We start from the raw sequence: 18,758 nt of genomic DNA, 5'->3' as shown, positions 1-18,758 counted from the left end.
TGTAAGCACCTGCTTACATACTACAACGCGGGACCTGCCTCCGGTCAACCGCGAAGACGCCGCAGGACCGGGCCCGTATCAGGGGCCGTATCAGTGCGGTAACTGCTCCGTATCAGGCCGGTCCGCGATCGTGGTCGCCATGAACAGTTCAGCGATCTCGGCCTCGGGGCTGCGAAAGGCCTACCAAGACAAGACCGTGCTCGACGGTATCGATCTGGACGTTCGGGCCGGCACGATCTTCTCCCTGCTCGGCCCCAACGGCGCCGGGAAGACCACGACGGTGAACGTGCTGACCACGTTGCTGACGGCCGACGCGGGGAAGGTGACGGTCGCCGGGTACGACGTCGCCACGGAAACCAAGGCGGTGCGCGCGGCGATCGGCGTCACCGGGCAGTTCGCCTCGGTGGACGACCTCCTCACCGGTACGGAGAACCTGCTGATGATGGCGGCGCTGCATCACCTGCCCAAGACGGAGGGCAAGCGCGTCGCCGACCGCTGGCTCGAACGGTTCGACCTGGTCGAAGCGGCCGACAAGCCGGTGGCGTCCTACTCCGGCGGCATGCGCCGTCAGCTCGACCTGGCCATGACGCTGGTCGGCAGGCCGCGGATCATCTTCCTCGACGAGCCCACGACGGGACTCGATCCGCGCAGCCGCCGCACCATGTGGGAGATCATCCGGGAACTGGTCGCCGACGGCCTGACCATCTTCCTCACCACCCAGTATCTCGACGAGGCCGACGAGCTCGCCGACCGCATCGCCGTACTCGACAAGGGCCGCCTGGTCGCCGAAGGCACCGCCGATCAGCTCAAGCGCCAGGTGCCCGGCAGCCATGTCGAACTGCGGTTCCTCGACCTGTACGAACTCGACGTCGCGACACGGGCCCTGCCCGAGTCCACAAGGGACGATGACGCACTGACACTGCGCGTACCCGGCGACGGCGACGTGAAATCGTTGCGGGCACTGCTCGACCGGCTCGATCGGCACTCGGTCGAGGTCGAGGGATTGTCCGTGCACACGCCGGATCTCGACGACGTCTTCCTCGCACTGACCGGCCGCGCGAGCAAAGAGGTAGCGAAATGAACGCCATCACCGCTTCCCTGACCGACTCCGCGACCATGTTCCAGCGCAATTTCCGGCACACCGTGCGGAATCCCATGACACTGTTCAGTGCCATCCTTTTCCCGATCATCATGATGTTCCTGTTCGTCTACGTATTCGGCGGCGCGTTCAGCGTCGGCGTCAACTACGTCGATTACGCGACACCAGGACTGATCATGATGACCATCGGCTACGGGGTCGGCCCGACGGCCGTTTCCGTGCACGCGGACATGGCGACCGGGATCATCAACCGGCTCCGGATCATGGACGTGTCCAGGACCGCGGTACTCGGCGCGCACGTGATCGCGAGCATGTTGCGGAGTCTGGCGGCGATCGTGTTCATCATCGCGTTCGCGCTGGTGATGGGATTCCGGCCGGCCGCGAGTTTCCCCGAGTGGCTCGGCGTGATCGGTATCATCGTGCTGACCCTGCTCGCGATCGGCTGGCTGACCGTCGCGCTCGGTCTCGCCGCGAAGACACCGGAAACCGCGAACTTCGGTATTATCCCGCTCGTCCTCCTTCCCTTCTTGAGCAGCGCTTTCGTACCGGCCGACAAAATGGGTGCCGGCGTGCGGCAGTTCGCGGAGTACCAGCCGTTCACCCCGATCATCGAAACCCTGCGCGGGCTCCTCGCCGGCACCCCGTCGGCGGGCCCGGCGATCGCGGCGATCGCCTGGTGCGTCGGGCTGATGCTGATCGGTTACCTGTGGGCGCGGCGGAAGTTCACCAAGCGAGGGTGACCTCGACCGGCTTGTGCCAGGCCGCCGGCCGTCGTGCGGTCGCCTCGGCGAAGCGTTTTCGCCGAGGCGGCTACGCGGTGCGCGAACCTTTTCGAGCATGAAACGGTTCGCTAACCCGGACCGACCTGACTATTCTGACGCGGTGCCCACCGAGTTGACCATCCTCACCCGGGTGGCTTACCTCGGCCGCGAGCTCAACGGAGCCCGGCTACGCGGCCTGCTCGCGCTTCTTGCCAGAGAACTGCACACCGGGGTCGGCGCCGACCAGCTGGTCACCGGGCTCTGGTGGGACAAACGGCCGGTGAATCCGGCCAAGGCCCTGCAGATCCTGGTCTCCCGGCTTCGGGCACAGGTCGGCCCGGACGTCATCGTCCGGACGTCGACCGGCTACCGGCTCGCGTTACGAGAGGACCAGGTCGACGTCTCCGCGGTGCTCATCGAAGCCGCGGCGTCGACGCGATGTGCACGCGAAGGCGACCATGCCGGGGCGCTGCGGCACGCCGAGACGGGGCTCGCGTACTGGGACGGCGCCGCTGTCGACGAGATGACGGGCACGGATCCGGTCGCCCAGCTGCGGGCCGAGCGGGCCTCGACCTTCCACGCGCTTCGCCGATCTCGCGCGCTGGCGCTGGGCCGTCTCGGCCGGCACGCCGAAGCGTTCGACGTGCTCGCGGAGCTGACGGCCGATCAGCCGCGGGACGAGGAACTACTCCTCGAACTGCTGCGCGCCGAAGCCGCGACCGCGGGTCCGGTGGCCGCACTGACGAGATACACCACCTACCGGCGCGAGCTGCGCGCCGCGCTCGGCACGGATCCGGGTGCCGCGCTGCGAGCCGAGCATCAGCGGCTGTTGTGGGCGACCGAACCGGCGGTACGCCGGGGGCTGCCCCACGAGCCGAATCCCTTGCTAGGGCGCGAAACCGACCTCGCGGCCGTCAAGAAGCTGCTCCGGACCTCCCGGGTCGTGACCATCGTCGGCACCGGCGGGCTCGGCAAGACCCGGCTCGCCCACGCGGTCGGCCACGACGCGGACCAGCGGATCGCGCACGTGGTCTCGCTCGCGGGGGTGACCGAGCCGGGCGGCGGCGTGGCCGAGGTCGCCGCGACCCTGGGTGTGGGCCTGCCCCGGCGCGGTCCCGGTCCGCGCGGGCTCGCCCCGGACGAGGTGGCAGGCATCGTCCGCGCCCTCGGCTCGACGCCGGTGCTGCTGGTACTGGACAACTGCGAACACCTCAGTGACGAGGTCGCGCAGCTGGTCGCCACCTTGCTGTCGGCGACCACGCAGCTGCGGGTGCTGGCGACCAGCCGCGCACCGCTCGGCCTCTACTCGGAGTCGGTGTACCCGCTGCCCGAACTGGCGTTGCGCACCAGCGTGGAGTTGTTCGAGCAGCGCGCGCGGGCCGTGCGCCCGGACTGTGACCTGCCCGCGGAGCAGGTCGCCGAGCTCTGCCGGCGCCTGGACGGGTTGCCACTGGCCATCGAGCTCGCCGCGGCGCGCGTGCGGATCATGTCCGTCGACGAGATCACCCGCCGGCTGGACGACCGGTTCGCCTTGCTGCGCGACGGACCGTATGACGCGCCACATCGCCACCGCACCCTGCACGCCGTGTTCGAGTGGAGCTGGAACCTGCTCACCCCGGCGGCGCAGGCGGCGTTCAGCGCGGTTTCGGTGTTCCCCACCGGATTCACCGTGGCCTCGGCGAGGTATCTGATCGGCGAGGACGCGCTCGACCTCCTGACGCAGCTGGCCGATCACTCGCTGGTGAAGGTGCTCGACACCGACGCGGGTGTGCGGTATCGCATGTTGGAGACGCTGCGCGAGTTCGGCGCGATGCAGCGGGCCGCGGCCGGTGACGACGACCGCGTACTGGACGCCTTTCTGTGCTGGGCAAGGAATTTCGGCCGATCGCAGCATGATTCGCTGTATACCGCCGATTTCGGTTCCGCGATCCGGCGCATCGACATCGAGCGGGACAACCTGCGCCAGGCGCTGCAACACGGGCTCGATCTGTCGGACGGGGCGACCGTCGCCGCGACCGCCGCGGTGCTGCTGGGCCTGTGGACCGCCGAGTCCGACTACGCGAAGCTGCGGGCGCTGATCGAGGACGCCGAATGGATTCTGTCGCACTACCGGCCGAGTGCCGGCTACGTCGATGTCGCCCGCACCGCGACGACGTTGTGCGCGGTGCACGCGGCGTTCCTGCGGCACGCGAGCACCGGCCGGTACCTGGTGACCTTGCGCCGCCTGCGGCCGGACTCGCCCAACAAGCTGATCCGGGCCGTCGGGACCGTGCTGTGCTCGCTGCCGGAAGTGCTGGATCCGAACAGCTCCGTGTTACCGCGGCTCTGTGCCAGTGACGAGCCTTGGCTGGCCGGCACAGCCCATTACGTCGCGAGCTATCTCCGGGCGAACGACGGAGATCTGCACGGCGCGCTCGCGTTCGCCGAGCGGATGCCGCACGCGTTCGCCGACGGCGAGCTGTCCTGGATGTTGATGGTCGCGCACACCAGGATCGGCGAACTGTGCCTCCAGGTCGAGCAGCCCGGCAAGACGATCGCGCACCAGAAAGCCGTGCTCGCGCTGGTCGCGGAACTCGGCCCGTGGATGGACACGCTGGAGAGCAAGCTGGCGATCACCCAGGCGTATCTGCAACTCGGCGCGTCCTCAGCGAGGAGTTCCACACCGAACCGGGTTCCCGGCTACGCGGGCTGTGCGCGCGGATCAGGGTGAACGAGCCGGCGCCGAGACCGGAAGGCCTGCCGCACGGGCCGTCCACCCTGCCGCCCGATGTTCCCGATCTCATCGGCAGGGCCGAGGAGCTCGGCGCGATCGTCGCGACGGCACGCGCCGCCACGGCCGGGCGGCCCGCGCACGGTGGCACCGTGGTGATCGACGGCATGCCCGGTGTCGGCAAGACCGCGCTCACGATCCGGGCCGCGCGGGAGCTGGCCGGGGACTACCGGGACGCCCAGCTCTTCCTCGACATGGGCAGCCACGCCGACCACGGCGCGGTGATGAGCCCTGCCGCCGCGCTCGGGCACCTGCTGACCGTGCTCGGCGTTCCCGCTGACGACATCCCGGCCGGTCTCGGCGAACGTGCCGCGTTCTGGCGAGCCCGCCTGCGCACCCGCCGCGCGGTGATCGTCCTCGACGACGTGCTGAGCAGCGCGCAGATCCGGCCGCTGCTGCCGGACACCACGAACTGCCTGGTACTGATCAACAGCAGGCACCGGCTCGCCGGCCTCGACGAGGTCCGGACCGTGTCGCTCGACGTGTTGACCGCCGAACAAGGACGGTCGCTGTTCGCACGGGCACTCGGCGACGAGCGCGCCGCCGACGAGCCACTCGCCGTGAGCACGGTCGTCCGGCTCTGTGGCGGGTTGCCACTCGCGATCTTGATCGCCGCCGCGCGGCTTCGTCATCGCCCGGGCTGGCGGGTGACGGACCTGGCCGACCGGCTGGCCGACGGCGACCGCTTGCTGGATCTGCTCCGCGCCGAGGACCGCAGCGTCTCGTCCGCGCTGCTGTCCTCGTACGCGCGGCTGACAACGGAACTTCGGCGTTTCTTCCGGTCACTCGGCGAGATGGCGGGCGACCGGATCGACCTCGCGGCGGCCGCCGCGCTGACCGGCGTCCCGGAGAACCGTGCCGAACAGGCACTCGACGCGCTTGCCGACCGGCATTTCGTCGAGCCTGCCGAGCCGGGCAGCTACCGCGTGCACGGGCTGGTGCGGGCGTACGCTCGGGCCCTGGCCCACGGCGCCCTCACCCGGATGTGGCCCGTCGAGCCGTTCGAGCAGTACGCCAGGGAACGCGGCGGCGCGGCGTAGCCGCTAGCGCCAGCGCGTCACCAGCCGCATCAGCTCGTCCGGTGCCCCGAGGAAGTCGTAGTGCCCGCCGGCGACGACCCGGACGTCGACCGAATCGGCGTACCGGGACCACCCGCCGAGCTGTTCGAGGCTCACCTCGGGGTCGTCCCGCCAGTGCAGGACGACGATCGGGCAGGACAGCGCGATCGGCTCCGGCCTGCGGTAGCCGCGATGGGCTTCGATGTCCCGGCGCAGCACGGCCATGCCCATGTCGAGCATGTCCGGCCTCGGCTCGATGCCGCGGCCGCGGGCGACCGATTCCAGCCCGGCACGCAGGTCGGGTTCCGCCATGGTGAGCAGCCGGTCGTGCCCGGCGTCGTCCGGTGCCCGCTGACCGGACACGAAGAGGCAGGCTGGGCCCGGCAGACCGAGCTGGGCGAGCACCAGCGCGGTTTCGAACGCGGCGAGCGCCCCGGAGCAGTGCCCGAAGAACGCGAACGGCCGGTCGAGCTGGGGCACCAGCGGTTCGACCAGGGCGGCGGCGAGGTTCTGGTAGGTACCGTAATGGGGTTCGGCCATCCGGTTCTCCCGGCCGGGGAACTGGAGCGGGCAGACCTCGACGTCGCCGATCGTGGTCGGCCACCCCTGGAAGGACGAGGCTCCCACGCCGGAGTAGGGGAAGCAGAAGAGCCGGGCCAGGTGCCGCGGTGACGGCTGGCGGAGAAACCACGGTGACCGGTTTCCCGCGGAGGTGGAAGCAGGAATCACGACGTCGCTCGCTTCCTGGTGACGAGGGGCAGATGGGTCATGCCCGCGATGAAGATCGACCTCAGGTGCTGTGGTTCGCCGGCGAGTTCGACCGAGTCGAACAGCCGGAACAGTTCCTCGAAGAAGACGCGGGCGGTCAGCCGGGCCAGTGGGGCGCCGATGCAGTAGTGCGGCCCGAAACCGAACGCGACATGGCGGTTTTCGCTTCGTGTCACGTCGAACGTGTGCGGATCGGGGAACTGGGACTCGTCACGGTTCGCGGACCCGATCCACGCGACGACCGCGTCCCCCGCGGCGACCGTGCCGCCGCCGACCCGGGTGTCGGCCGTCGCGTACCGCATGAAGTTGCACGCCGCCGAGGTCCACCGCAGCCCCTCCTCGACCAGTGCCGGAATCAGCGACGGGTCGGCTCGCACCTTGTCGAACTGCTGCGGCCGTTCGGCGAGCGCGAGCACCGTGCCGGAGACGGTGTGCGGCGTCGTCGCGTTGGCGCCGAGCAGCAGGCTGTAGCTGTTGTAGGCGATTTCCTCGTCGGTCAGGTGTGCTTTCCCCGCACCGACCGTGATCAGGTGTTCGAGCAGGCTGTCGGCGTCGCCGTCGGCCGAACGCTGCCGCCGGACGCGCTCGGCGAAGTACTCGAAGATCTCGTGATGCGCGATCGTCAGCGTCATCGTCTGGCTGCCGACCCGGAACTCCGGGTCGTCGGGGGCGGTCACCATGCCGGTCAGCCGGACGAGATCGTCCCAGTCCCCTTCCGGCATCCCCAGCAACGAGCCCGCGACGACCATCGGAAGGTGGTACGCCCGCTCGGCCAGGTCCCAGGCGCCACCGTCGAGTGCCGGTTCGAGAAAGCGCACGATGGCCTGGCGGATCCGCTCCCGCCACGACGCCAGTGCCCGCGCGGTGAGCCTGCCGCTGATCGCCCGGCGAACCTGCGTGTGGCGTGGCGGGTCGGTGGAGGTCATCAGCTTGCCCGAGGCGATGTCGTCCTGCCCGAGCTGGGTGACGACGGTACCGCGTTCCGAGGTGAACACCCGGTGGTCGCCCAGCACCCGGCAGACGTCCTCGTACCGGGTCACCGACCAGAACGCCCTGCCGTCCGGCAGGACCTGGTGGCGCAACGGCGCCTCGGCTCGCATGACGTCCCACACCGCGTGGGGATCGCCCGAGGCGTAGAGCGCCGGGTCGAACAGGTCGACGCGGTCGAGATCGACGGTGTGTCCGGCACCGGGAGTCAGCCTCACGACGACACCTTCTCCTTCTCGATCAGCTCGGCGACTCCGGCAGGCGTCCGCGCCAGGTAGAACGCGCGCACGGACAGCTCGACGCCGTAGCTCTCCCTTACCTGATCGATGATCCGCATCCCGATCAGCGAATTGCCGCCCAGCTCGAAGAAGTCGTCGTCCGCCCCGACCTCGCGCACGTCGAGGCTTTTCCGCCACAGCACGGTGATTTCCTGTTCGAGCGCCGTCGGCGGACGTGCGGGCACCGCCGGACCTCGCGGTGGCCCGGCCGCCCCGGGACGGAGCCGCCGCACGATCGCCGAGACCACCGGCGTCGCGTCCTCGGTCAGGTAATGGTGCCCGCCACGGAACACTTCGACGTCGAACCCGGCAGCCGTCGCGTCGCGCCAGGTCTCCAGATCCGGCGGCGCGCAGACGTGGTCCCGTTCGCCGCCGAACGCGGTGATCGGCGTGCGAAGCGCCGTCACCCGTGTGGGCCGGTACCTGTCGGCCATCCGCAGATCGGCCCGCAGGGGCGGCAGGATGACCGGCCACAAGCTGGGAACGTCGAGCGTCTCGACGTCGCCGCCGAACCGCCGGACCACGGCGACCAGGTCCGCGTCAGCGAGGCGGTGGTCCGGCTCGCCGTGGTGACGATGCGGGGCTTTCCGCCCCGACACGAAGAGGTGTGTGACCGTGAGATCGGTGTCCCGCTCCAGGCGGGCGGCGATCTCATAGGCGATGGCCGAGCCGACACTGTGCCCGAAGAGCGCGATCGGCCGGTCGCCCAGCTCGCCGAGCTCGGCGGCCACCCGGTCCGCGACGTCGGGGAGGTTTTCGGCACAGGGCTCCGCCATCCGGTCCTGGCGACCGGGGTACTGCACGCCCACCAGTTCGACGTCCGCGGGCAGCAGCGCATGCCACGGGGAGAACATCGCGGCCGTGCCCCCGGCGTGGGGCAGGCAGACAAGTGCCGTCGCCCGCTGACCATCATGCTGATATCGCCGCAGCCACGATCCCATTTCCAGCCCCGTCCTTCCGCCGCCGACCGGCAGTGGCGGCCGTGGCCGAAGGTACGTCGGCGCGTCCTCGCATCGTCACCTCGTCGTCATCGACGACCCGGCTCTAGCAAGCGAGGGTGATCTCCACCAGCTCTCGCCAGCTCGCCTGCGCACCCTCCCGGGTCGCTTCGGCGAATCCCGCCTCGCCGAGACGACGGCGTACGGCCTCCTCGATCCGAGCCACGTCGGGCTGGGAACGATCCAGCAGCCCGCGTACGCCGGCGCTGGCCGCGAGCAGCTGCGCGGCCTGTTCGTACTGCTCGCGGCGCAGGGCGACCTCCGCGACGCCGACGAGGACCTGCGCGATCAGCGGCACGTGCCCCGCCTCGGAGGCCGCCTGGAACGCCTCGACACGGTGCTCGCGGGCCTCGTCGAGATCGTCGGTGAGGTAGCCGAGCAGGTCGTGCCGCACCGCGCGAACGTGGGAAATCTCCGAACCGTTGCCCAGCAACGTCTTCGCCAGTGCGACCTGCCGGTGTGCCTCCTCGGCGTCGCCGCTCCAGCGCGCGAGTTCCGCCTTCGACATGGCCAGTTCGGCCAGCGCCTCCGGCCAGGCGATCCGGTCCGCGTGCCGCTGCGCCTCGCTCATGGCCGCCGCGCTCGCCTGCTCGTCACCCTGCAGCCAGTACAACTGGGCCTGCCGGGTCCGCATCCGGACGACGTCTTCGGTGGCACCGACCTCGGTGACGACCGCGATCGCCTGCTCGTAGTGCCGGCACGCACGGGCGAACTCGCCGCGCATGGCGAGCCGGTCCGCCAGCGAGGTCAGCGCGAAGGAGGTCCCCCACCGTTCGCCGAGCGCACGGAACTCGCTGAGCGCCGCCTCGATGTCCGCGTCCGCGTCGGGTTCGTCGCGGCCGAGCATGATCCGCATGTTGCCCCGGTTCAACCGGGCCAGTGCGCGTACCCACGGGTCGTCGTCGGTGAGCAGCGGGTCGAACGCGGGCAGGAACTCGTTCGGCGCCTGCAACATGCGTTCCAGCGGGGCGGAGAACCCGAGCAGCGGGTGACGCCGGCGGCTGCGCCTGCTGAACCGGTAGGCGTCGTGGATCCATTCCTGTGCCTGGTACTGGTCACCTTGCCCGGACGTCACGAACAGCACCACCAGCGAGTACACCGTGGCCCGGATCTCGTCGGTCACCTCGCCGGGGGTGGTGGCCGCCGCGATGACCAGCTCGGTGCCCTCGGCCTTGTGCCCGCCGAGCCACCAGTACCAGCCGGCGGCCGCCGCGAGCCGCATCGCCCCTTGCGCGTCACCGGCCGCGATCGCGTCGAGCACCGCGCCACCGATGTTGTCGTGCTCGACCTCGAGCGCGGCAAGCCATTCGAGCTGCTCGGCGCGGCGCAGATGAGGTTCCGCCGTCTCGGTGAGCTCGGTGAAGTACGCGAGATGCGCGTGCCGCGCCAGATCCGATTCCCTCGCCTCGGCAAGCCGGTGCCCGGCGTACTCCTTGATCGTGTCGATCATCCGATAGCGTGGCGCGCTGTCACCCTCCGTGCGCAGCAGCGATTTTTCGGTCAGCGCGGTGAGCAACTCGAGTACCTGGTCCTGCTCGACCTCATCGCTGACACAGACCTGTTCGGCTGCTTCGAGGCTCGCCCCGCCGGAGAACACCGACAGCCTGCGGAGCACCATCCGTTCGGCGTCGGTGAGCAGCTCCCAGCTCCAGTCGACCACGGCGCGCAACGTCTTGTGCCGCGGCAGCGCCGTCCGGCTGCCGCTGGTCAGCAGGCGGAACCGGTCGTCGAGCCTGGTGGCGAGCTGGTCGAGGGACATGGTGCGCAGCCTGGCCGCGGCGAGTTCGATCGCCAGCGGCATCCCGTCCAGCGCGCGGCAGACGCGCACCATGTTCGCCAGCGTGCGCGCGTCGCGCGCGAGGTCCTTGCGCACCGCGCAGGCCCGGTCCCACAGCAGCTGAACGGCGGGCGAGGACTCGATCTCGACGAGGCCGGCGTCCCCCGCGGGCAGGGCCAGCGGCTCGACCAGCCACAGCGCCTCACCGATGATGCCGAGCGGTTCCCTGCTCGTCACGAGGATCCGCAGCCGGCGGCATTCGCCGAGCACCCGGTGCGCGAACGCCGCCGCCGACTCGATCATGTGCTCGCAGTTGTCCAGGATCAGCAGCGCCTCGCGCTCGCGGATCGCGGCGATGAGCCGGTCCGCGGGCTCCCCGCTCGTCACCCCACCGAGCAGGGCCTGGTCCCGGAGGCCGAGCGCGGCGAGCGCCGCCTGCGCCACGTCCCCGCTCGCGCTGACGGAGGCGAGCTCCACCAGCCAGGCCCCGTCCGGCAGATCCCCGAGGAGAGTGCGCGCGGTTTCCGTGGCCAGCCTGGTCTTCCCCGAGCCACCGGGCCCGGTCAGGGTGGTGAGCCGGTGTTCCCCGATGAGCTTGCCGACCGCGGTCACGTCGGCGTCCTTGCCGACGAAACTGGTCAGCTCGGCACGCAGGTTCGTCTTCCGGCTCTCCTCCCGCGGTGCCAGCTCGTCGCGCAGCAGCGCGACGTGCAGCGCGGACAACTCCGGCGAAGGCTCGGCGCCCAGCGCGTCGGCGAGGGCCTCCCTCGTACGCTGGTACACGGTCAGCGCCTCGGTGCTCCGGCCGGCCGCGCCGAAGGCACGCATCAGCGCGCCGGCGAACCGTTCCCGCGTCGGGTACGCCGCCACCAGCTCGGTCAGCTCGGCGAGCAGTTCCGGGCCGCGGCCGAGGCGCGTTTCCACCTCGAACCGGTCCTCCAAGGCCGCGAGGCGCAACTCTTCGAACCGGGAGACCGCCGCATCGAACGCCTCGCTGTCCTGCAGCCCGATGTCCTCCATGGCCGCGCCGCGCCACAGTTCGAGAGCCGCGCGCAGCAGCCGGGCCCGCTGCGCGTCCTCGCCCCGCCGGGCCTGGCCGACGAGACTCTCGAACCGCAGGGCGTCGACGGCGTCGGGCTCCACGCTCAGCCGGTACCCACCGGACTGCGCCTCGACCAGCCCGCCGGGCGCTATCCTCCGCAACCGGTAAATCAACGCCTGCAAGGCGTTCGCCACGTCGGAGGGAGGCTGCTCACCCCAAATCCAGTCGACCAGCTTCGCCTTGGAAACCACGTGACCGGGTTCGAGCGCGAGGGCGACCAGCAGCGCGCGCAACCGGGCGCCCGGCACGGCCACCGGAACGCCGTCGTCCGTGCGGACCTCGAGTGGCCCCAGCATCCCGATCCTCACCTCTGTGATTTTGCCGTGCACGGTTGACGGACCGCCAACCGAGTCCTGGTTTCGAATCGGCAGCTCGCCGCTTGTGCGGGCGTCGTCGTCCGGACGGGTGGCGGTCAGGAACGCGACGCCGGGTTAGCCTCTTCGCGAACGGAGGCGCGATGACACGAGAGACCCGCAAGCGGGACGCGGCGGCGACCAAGGCCGCCCTGCTGGACGCGGCGAGCGAACTCTTCGCCGAACGCGGCTTCGACCGGACGACCGTGCGGGACATCGCCGAGCGGGCCGGTGCCAACCAGGCGCTGCTGTTCCGCTACTTCGGCACGAAGGAGCAGCTGTTCGAGGCGGTGGTGGCCCGCAACGGCCAGCAGCAGCTCGCGGAGACCTCTCCGGAGAAACTGCTGGGTGCCGCGCTGCGGAGCATCCTCGACCCGAGCGGCACCGGCCAGGCGCACCGGGCGATGGCGACCTACCTGCGTTCTGCGGCCTCCGACAGCGCGAGCACCGCGATCCGGCGTCAGATCAGCGACGAGTACGCCAAAACGCTCGCGACGCTCACCGACGCCCCGGACGCCGAACTGCGCGCCGACCTCGTCATGGCCTGGGTGCTGGGCATCGGGCTCGTCCGCGGGATCGCCACCAGGGAACCGCTCGCCAGCGCCGACCCCGACCACATCTGCCGCCTGGTCGTCGACGCCACGAAGACCCTGCTCGAACGCACCGAATAATCTTTCGCGCCGCTCACGGCGGTGTCCTACTGTCGCGCTCATGACGCCGTTCCCGCCCGCCTCGACCGAGGCCGAGTTCGACGCGCTCACCCGCGAAGCCCTGCTCCCCGCCGTCACGACGCTGACGAAGTCGATCGGGCTCGACGGCACACCGGTGGTCCCGTTCACCGAGGGCTCGCTGCCGGTGTACGCGGCCGGCGAGAAGCTCGTGCTCAAGCTCTACCCGCCGGTCTACGCCGACGAGCTCGGCACCGAGCTGGCCATGCTCGAAACGCTGCACGGCAGGCTGCCGATTCCCACTCCCGGCGTCGAAGCCTCGGGGGAGCACGAAGGCTGGGGATACGTGCTGATGGAACGTCTTCCCGGGCGCACGCTCGCGGAGGCCTGGCCCGAACTGTCCACAGAGGACAAACGGCGGCTGGCACCCGGACTGGGCGAAACGCTCGCGGCGCTGCACGCGGTCGACGACCCGGCACTCGCGATCCTCGAACCGAAGGACTGGACGGAGTTCATCGCCGGACGCCGCGCTGCCGCCGTCGAGCATCATCGCGCCACCGGACTCCACGAGGACTGGGTGGCCCAGATCCCCGGTTTTCTCGCCGCGGTCGACCTCGGCACACCGAAACCCGTTCCGCTGCACACCGAGTTCATGCGGGATCACCTGATGGTCGCACCGGGCGACGACGGCTGGCGGCTCACCGGCCTCTTCGACTTCGAACCCGCGATGCGGGGCGCGGCCGAGTACGACTTCGTGGCCACCGGCCTGTTCGTCTCCAGCGGCGACGCGGACTTCCTGCGCCGCCTTCTGCTCGCCTACGGCTATGGTCCGGACCAGCTCGGTGACGACTTCGCCCGCCGCTGTCTCGCGTACACCTTGCTGCACGTGTACAGCAATCTGCCGTGGTATCTCCGCGTTATGCCCGCACCGCCGGAACCCACCCTCGACGCGCTCGCCCGCACCTGGTGGGCGACCGCCTAGCCCGGCGGAAAACTCGTCATTCACCCACCATACTTCCGGTATTTTCGGGAATTGTCCCGAGTAACGGCGAGCGCGTTTTCCCCGACAACTCGACATCGGGTCTCGAGAAGGCTGGGGAGGAACCGTGAAGAAGTTCGCCGTCATAGTGGCCGCCTGCCTGTTCATCGCGGGATGCGGCGTGGGCACCGTACCCGCCACCAATCCCGGAAGTCCGGCCGCGTTCACCCCGAGCACTTCGCCCACCTATACGCCGCCGACGTATTCCCCGCCCACCACCAGCGCAACGCCGACCACGACGTATTCCGCCCCGCCCGAAACCACCTATTCCCCGCCGCCGGTGGAAACCACTCCGGCGGCACCGAAAACGACCGCGCCCGCGGAATGCGACGCCGACCACTACCGCAATTCCAGCGGTGTGTGCGTGCAGCGGCCCGGTTCGAATCCGGCCGGGGCGACCGCGCTCTGCAAGGACGGCTCCTACAGCTACAGCCAGCACCGCTCGGGCACCTGCTCCGGCCACGGCGGCGTACGCACCTGGCTCTAGAACGCGGCGTACAACGCGCGGATCAGGCGGTCGTTTTCCGGGGCGGCAGCGGCAGGGAACGGGAACCGACGGCGGGTGTAGCCGTACGCCACGCCGTTGCGCGGATCGGCGAACGCCTGCTGGCCACCCGCTCCGCTGTGCCCGAAGGTGCCCTGCCCCAGCACGGGGTAGTACTCGGACGTGACGTGGAAGCCGACCCCGAACGCCTTGTGCTCGCGGGTCACCAGGTCGTAGCCGATGGACTGGACCTGCGCGAACGCGGCGGCCGTGGCCGGCTTCAGCAGCGGCGCCCTGCCGTCGAGCGAGCTGATCGCCGCCGCGTACATCCTGGCCATGCCGCGTGCCGAGGCCACGCCACCCCACGAGGTCGTCCCGAGCGCCCGGACCGTCCGGTGGTTCGGCAGGGTCCACAGTTCCGGGTTCCGCGGATGGTTCCGGTTGAACGCGATACCCGACAGGCTGTGCGCGCCGGTCGCCCGTGCCGCCAGCGCGGCCGTCCGCTCCGGGGTCGTCAGCATCGGCTGCGCGCTCAGGAAACGGGATTCCTGATCCTCGGGCAACCCGAGGTGGAAGTCCACCGTGTACGGATCGCGGATCCGTTCGGCGAAATGCTCCTGGATGGTCCGCCCGGTGGCGCGGCGGACGACCTCGCCGCTCAGCGCCGCGATGACCAGCGCGTGGTAGCCGAAAGCGCTTCCCGGTCGCCAGTACGGACGCTGCGCACCGAGGCGCTCGGCGACAACCCGGTCGTCGGCGAGTTCCTCGAGCGTGAATCCCGTGTCGGCGCCGACCAGGCCCGCCCGGTGCGCCAGCAGCTCGCGCAAGGTGATGTCCCGCTTGCCCTCCACGCCGAATTCCGGCCAGTAGTGGCTGACCCGCTCGTCGAGGTCCAGCACGCCGTCCTGCACGAGCAGGGCGACGACCAGGTGCGCGGCACCCTTGCTGGCGGAGAACGTGCCGAGCAGTGAATCGCCGTCCAGCTCCGGGCCGGTCCACAGGTCCACGACCCGCCCGCCGTGCCGATACGCGACCAGCTGCGCGGCGAGGTCGCCGCCTTCGGCCGCCACGACCGCGGCGAACTCGTCCCGCACCGGCTCGAAGCCGTCGGCAACGGTTCCGTTGATCGCGCTGTCTTCCTTCAATGCTGTCGTGATGTCCATGCGGCAAGGCTAACAGGATTTGTGACCAATGGTTATAAACCATGGTGTGGTCGTCCTCACCCAGGCCGGTCTCGTAAAGTCCTCGTCATGGCCGACGCCGCGACAACCCGACAGCGCCCGGGGCGCCCCGCGCAGATCAGCCGCGAGCGGATCGTCGACGCCGCCATCGCGGCGGGGAACCTCGACACGCTGACCATGCGGGATCTCGCCGCCCGGCTGGGGGTCACCCACGGCGCGCTCTACCGCTGGGTCAAGAACCGCGACCAGCTGTTCGATCTGATCAGCGAGGTCGTGATCGAGCGCGTCCTCCCGCCCGAAGGCCCGCAGGGCCGGTCGTGGCGGCCGTGGCTCACCCGCGTCGCGTGGGCCATGCACGACCAGTTCCTCGCCGTACCCGGCTACGCCACCCGCCTGTCACGGCCACACCGCCACAACGCCCGCTCCTTCGGCCAAGTCCGAGAGGAGGTCATCACCGCGTTCACGAACGCGGGCGCCGAGCCCGGCCTGGCCGAACAGAGCTGGTACATCTTCATCACGTCCGTCGTCGGCTGGCTCGCCGCGCAGGAGAATCCACTCGACCTCGGCCACAGCGCGCCGCGCTTCGACCTGTTCCTCGACGTCCTGCTCCGCGGCCTGCCCGCGCGGGAGCCGGGCGCCGAACGCCACTGACCGCTCAGCTTCGTTCGTCGTCCCAGAGCGAAAACGGGTCCGTGTAAGGGCGCAGCAACGCGGTGAGTTCGGCGTCGCCCCGTCCGGCGAGTTCGTCCGACGCGATCTTCCTCGCCACCCCGGCGAGGAAGTCGGCGATCTGGACGCGCGGATCGGACCGCGAGTCGACGAAGCGCAGTGCGGCCAACCGGGCCCCGGAGGTGAACCGGGCCAACGCGGGATCGTCGAGAATCTCCTCGATCCGGGCGACGCGCTCCGGGGTCAGCACGAGTTGTTCGTCGTGGACGACGGAAACGGGTCCGCCGCCCGCGCCCCAGTGGGTCACGGCCCGGACGACGGCCGGGATCAGCGGATTGAGCGCCGAGAACGTCTTCGGATCATCGAGCACCCGCACCCGCGAGGCCTCCACCCGGGGCCGGGCTTTCGCCAGCAGGCCCAGGATCTCGTGCACCGGGCCGGTCGCGTCGAGACGCAGCACGTCGACCAGCGCGAAGAACGCGTCGACGGATGTCTCGCCCTGCCTGTTCTTGGCCCGCATGAGCGTGTTGAACTCCTCCAGAAAGGCCTGCCACCGCTCGTACCCGAACGCGCGCAGCCCGTCCCGATGCAGCGTGAGCGCCAGACCACGCGCTTCCTCACCGCGGTACAGACCAGCGCTCGCCGCGGAGAGTTCGTCCTCCACGAGCAGGTCGACGATCCTGCCGACGACGAAGAACGCCTTGTCGGCCAGATACAACGACGCGTGCCCGTACAGCGGGCTCGACGCGCCGAGCAACCACACGAGCACCGGCCGGTGTTTCTCGCGGAGCAGGTGGTTGGCCTTGTACTCCAGCGCCGGGGACCGGATCCGGCGCCGGATCTCCCGGATGCAGTCCGCCGCGGTCTCGACGTCCAGCCGGACCCCGGCGTGGGCGAAGACGTCGGTCTCCCCGCCGATGAGCTTCTCACCCTCGGACCCCGACTCGTCGCAGGCGATCTCGACGAGGTGACCACTGTCCCGCATCTTCCCGATCCTGCCCGATCACCGTGGGCCGAAGGGGACTTTCGTCTCATCACATGCGAGGAAAGTCCCCTTCAGCTCGTCTTCGGGATCAAGACCGGGCGCGAAGCGTCTCCGTTGAGGGTGGTGGCGGGGGCATGGGTGGAGAAAGTCCCCTTCGGCTAGCGACGCAGGGCCCGGCGCAGGAGCTCGGCCAGGTGCAGTGCCTCCCGGCCCGACTCCTGCGCGATCTGCGTCCGGCAGCTGAACCCGTCCGAGAGCACCACCGTCTCCGCCGGCGCCGCGCGCACGGCGGGCAGCAGCCGGTCCTCGGCACACGCGACCGAGACGTCGTAGTGGCCGCGTTCGAAGCCGAAGTTGCCCGCCAGCCCGCAACATCCGGAGTCCAGCGTGGTGTTGCGCACCCCGGCGGCGGCGAGCGCGGCCTCGTCCGCCGCGAACCCGAGCACCGCGTGCTGGTGACAGTGGACCTGCGTGATCGCCTCGACGTCCAGCGCGGGGAACTCCACCGGGGAGTCCGCCAGCAACTCGGCCAGTGTCCTCGTGCGCGAGGCGAGCAACTGCGCGTACGGGTCGCCGGGCAGCAACGCCGCCAGGTCGCCGCGGAAGAGCGCGGTGCAGCTCGGTTCCAGCCCGGCCACCTCGTACCCGGCGTCGAGATACGGCGCCAGCACGGAAAGCGTCCGGCGCAGCACCTTCCGCGCGACGCCGAGCTGTCCGGTGGACACCCAGGTCAGTCCACAACAGACACCCCGGTCCGGCAGCACGACGTCGTAACCCGCCACGGTGAGGACCTCGGTGGCCGCGTCGAGCACGCCGGGTGTCAGGTAGTTGTTGAACGAATCCGGCCACAGCACAAGGGGTTTCGGGCCGGTGGCCCGACGGCGCAGATCACGGCGGGCCTGAGTGAACGGCGTCGGCGCGAACTCCGGCAGGTCCCGTTCGGGGGCGATTCCGCCTGCCCGCTTGAGCAACGCCGCGAGCCGGGGACGTCCGGCGACCGCGTTCGCCAGCCGCGGCGCAAGCGCGGCCGCACGCAGCCACACCGGCAGCCAGCCCATCGAATAGTGCGACGCCGGGCGCACGCGCCGCCGGTAGTGCTGGTGCAGGAACTCGGCCTTGTAGGTCGCCATGTCCACGTCCACCGGGCAGTCGGACAGACATCCCTTGCAGGACAAGCACAAGTCGAGTGCGTCACGGACCTCTTCGGACCGCCAGCCGTCGGTGACGAGCTCGCCGTTGATCATCTCGGCGAGCAGGTGCGCGCGGCCCCGCGTCGAGTGCTTTTCCTCGCGAGTGACGCGATAGCTCGGGCACATCACGCCGGGACCGCTGGTGTTGCGGCATTTCCCGACGCCGACGCAGCGCCGCATCGCCTGCCCGAAACTGCCGCGGTCCTCGGGATAGCCGAGCACGGTGACGTCCTCGATCGCCAGCGGGGCGTGGCGGACCCGGAGATCGGCGTCGATGGGCCGCGGGTCGACGAGAATCCCCGGGTTCATCCGGCCGTCCGGATCGAAGATCGCCTTGAACCGCGCGAAAAGCGCGAGCATTTCCCGGCTGTACATCCGCGACAGCAGTTCCGAACGCGCTTGCCCGTCGCCGTGTTCGCCGGACAGCGATCCGCCGTGCGCGGCGACGAGGTCGGCGGCCTCTTCGAGGAACTTCCGGAACCCCGCGACGCCGGGCTTCGACAGCAGGTCGAAGTCGAGCCGCAGGTGCAGGCAGCCCTCGCCGTAGTGGCCGTAGACGACGCTCTGCCTGCCGTGCGCGCGCATGAGTTC

15 protein-coding genes are annotated in these 18,758 nt (G+C 70.2%); 8 read left to right on the top strand and 7 right to left on the bottom strand.

Features of this window, described 5'->3' with window-relative positions; genetic code table 11:
• The first annotated feature begins 139 nt into the window (after positions 1–139).
• The 4 genes from ACFWY9_RS34545 (at position 140) to ACFWY9_RS34530 (ending at position 5,670) form a co-directional block, all read left to right on the top strand.
• A complete protein-coding gene (locus ACFWY9_RS34545) occupies positions 140–1,081 on the top strand; it encodes an ATP-binding cassette domain-containing protein (protein WP_378330143.1) in 942 nt (313 codons plus the stop codon).
• The gene (locus ACFWY9_RS34540; protein WP_378340836.1) at positions 1,078–1,839 is read left to right on the top strand and encodes an ABC transporter permease; all 762 of its coding nucleotides are present in this window, start codon (positions 1,078–1,080) and stop codon (positions 1,837–1,839) included. Before ACFWY9_RS34545 ends, ACFWY9_RS34540 begins: the two co-directional genes overlap by 4 nt.
• 142 nt (positions 1,840–1,981) lie before the next feature.
• Complete coding sequence (locus ACFWY9_RS34535; protein WP_378340835.1) at positions 1,982–4,570, top strand: ATP-binding protein; 2,589 nt, start codon at positions 1,982–1,984, stop codon at positions 4,568–4,570.
• Positions 4,567–5,670 carry an NB-ARC domain-containing protein gene (locus ACFWY9_RS34530; RefSeq protein ID WP_378340834.1) on the top strand — a complete coding sequence of 368 codons (1,104 nt, stop codon included), beginning with the start codon at positions 4,567–4,569 and terminating at the stop codon, positions 5,668–5,670. The genes ACFWY9_RS34535 and ACFWY9_RS34530 overlap by 4 nt, the downstream gene beginning before the upstream one ends.
• A 3-nt stretch (positions 5,671–5,673) precedes the next feature.
• On the opposite strand, the gene ACFWY9_RS34525 is transcribed toward ACFWY9_RS34530, so the two are convergent.
• The 4 genes from ACFWY9_RS34525 to ACFWY9_RS34510 form a co-directional block, all read right to left on the bottom strand.
• Entirely contained in the window at positions 5,674–6,417 is a 744-nt protein-coding gene (locus ACFWY9_RS34525; RefSeq protein WP_378330140.1) for a thioesterase II family protein, read from the bottom strand.
• Complete coding sequence (locus ACFWY9_RS34520; protein WP_378330139.1) at positions 6,414–7,661, bottom strand: cytochrome P450; 1,248 nt, start codon at positions 7,659–7,661, stop codon at positions 6,414–6,416. The genes ACFWY9_RS34525 and ACFWY9_RS34520 overlap by 4 nt, the downstream gene beginning before the upstream one ends.
• The gene (locus ACFWY9_RS34515; protein ID WP_378340833.1) at positions 7,658–8,662 is read right to left on the bottom strand and encodes an alpha/beta fold hydrolase; all 1,005 of its coding nucleotides are present in this window, start codon (positions 8,660–8,662) and stop codon (positions 7,658–7,660) included. Before ACFWY9_RS34515 ends, ACFWY9_RS34520 begins: the two co-directional genes overlap by 4 nt.
• Positions 8,663–8,765: 103 nt before the next feature.
• Entirely contained in the window at positions 8,766–11,906 is a 3,141-nt protein-coding gene (locus tag ACFWY9_RS34510) for a BTAD domain-containing putative transcriptional regulator (protein ID WP_378330137.1), read from the bottom strand.
• 149 nt (positions 11,907–12,055) lie between these two features.
• On the opposite strand from ACFWY9_RS34510, the gene ACFWY9_RS34505 reads away from it, so the two are divergent.
• The 3 genes from ACFWY9_RS34505 to ACFWY9_RS34495 all read left to right on the top strand — a co-directional run bounded on the left by ACFWY9_RS34505 (position 12,056) and on the right by ACFWY9_RS34495 (position 14,145).
• Positions 12,056–12,622, top strand: a complete 567-nt coding sequence (locus tag ACFWY9_RS34505; RefSeq protein ID WP_378330136.1) for a TetR family transcriptional regulator — start codon at positions 12,056–12,058, stop codon at positions 12,620–12,622.
• A gap of 40 nt (positions 12,623–12,662) precedes the next feature.
• Positions 12,663–13,601 carry a phosphotransferase family protein gene (locus ACFWY9_RS34500; RefSeq protein WP_378340832.1) on the top strand — a complete coding sequence of 313 codons (939 nt, stop codon included), beginning with the start codon at positions 12,663–12,665 and terminating at the stop codon, positions 13,599–13,601.
• Positions 13,602–13,725: 124 nt separating this feature from the next.
• A complete protein-coding gene (locus ACFWY9_RS34495) occupies positions 13,726–14,145 on the top strand; it encodes a DUF3761 domain-containing protein (RefSeq protein WP_378330134.1) in 420 nt (139 codons plus the stop codon).
• On the opposite strand, the gene ACFWY9_RS34490 is transcribed toward ACFWY9_RS34495, so the two are convergent.
• Positions 14,142–15,305, bottom strand: a complete 1,164-nt coding sequence (locus ACFWY9_RS34490; protein ID WP_378340831.1) for a serine hydrolase domain-containing protein — start codon at positions 15,303–15,305, stop codon at positions 14,142–14,144. The genes ACFWY9_RS34495 and ACFWY9_RS34490 overlap by 4 nt on opposite strands.
• 87 nt (positions 15,306–15,392) lie before the next feature.
• Between ACFWY9_RS34490 and ACFWY9_RS34485 the strand changes: the two genes are divergently transcribed.
• Complete coding sequence (locus ACFWY9_RS34485) at positions 15,393–15,974, top strand: TetR/AcrR family transcriptional regulator (RefSeq protein ID WP_378330132.1); 582 nt, start codon at positions 15,393–15,395, stop codon at positions 15,972–15,974.
• 4 nt (positions 15,975–15,978) lie between these two features.
• On the opposite strand, the gene ACFWY9_RS34480 is transcribed toward ACFWY9_RS34485, so the two are convergent.
• Together ACFWY9_RS34480 and ACFWY9_RS34475 are read right to left on the bottom strand one after the other, a co-directional pair.
• Positions 15,979–16,977, bottom strand: coding sequence for a DUF3800 domain-containing protein (locus tag ACFWY9_RS34480; protein ID WP_378330131.1), 999 nt, complete (start codon positions 16,975–16,977; stop codon positions 15,979–15,981).
• A 158-nt stretch (positions 16,978–17,135) separates the two neighbouring features.
• On the bottom strand, positions 17,136–18,758 hold a 1,623-nt coding region (locus ACFWY9_RS34475; RefSeq protein ID WP_378340830.1), incomplete at its 5' end, for an FAD-binding and (Fe-S)-binding domain-containing protein.

Origin of the sequence: Amycolatopsis sp. NPDC059027 (assembly GCF_042739735.1) — a bacterium.
Taxonomy (GTDB): domain Bacteria; phylum Actinomycetota; class Actinomycetes; order Mycobacteriales; family Pseudonocardiaceae; genus Amycolatopsis.
This window is presented reverse-complemented; position numbering and strand designations above follow the sequence as displayed.

What these genes read in the sequence shown, in the direction of transcription:
- ACFWY9_RS34515 (WP_378340833.1), bottom strand. Translation starts at nt 8,662, where the DNA reads ATGGGATCGTGGCTGCGGCGATATCAGCATGATGGTCAGCGGGCGACG.
- ACFWY9_RS34480 (WP_378330131.1), bottom strand. Translation starts at nt 16,977, where the DNA reads ATGCGGGACAGTGGTCACCTCGTCGAGATCGCCTGCGACGAGTCGGGG.
- ACFWY9_RS34490 (WP_378340831.1), bottom strand. Translation starts at nt 15,305, where the DNA reads ATGGACATCACGACAGCATTGAAGGAAGACAGCGCGATCAACGGAACC.
- ACFWY9_RS34545 (WP_378330143.1), top strand. Translation starts at nt 140, where the DNA reads ATGAACAGTTCAGCGATCTCGGCCTCGGGGCTGCGAAAGGCCTACCAA.
- ACFWY9_RS34485 (WP_378330132.1), top strand. Translation starts at nt 15,393, where the DNA reads ATGGCCGACGCCGCGACAACCCGACAGCGCCCGGGGCGCCCCGCGCAG.
- ACFWY9_RS34505 (WP_378330136.1), top strand. Translation starts at nt 12,056, where the DNA reads ATGACACGAGAGACCCGCAAGCGGGACGCGGCGGCGACCAAGGCCGCC.
- ACFWY9_RS34500 (WP_378340832.1), top strand. Translation starts at nt 12,663, where the DNA reads ATGACGCCGTTCCCGCCCGCCTCGACCGAGGCCGAGTTCGACGCGCTC.
- ACFWY9_RS34540 (WP_378340836.1), top strand. Translation starts at nt 1,078, where the DNA reads ATGAACGCCATCACCGCTTCCCTGACCGACTCCGCGACCATGTTCCAG.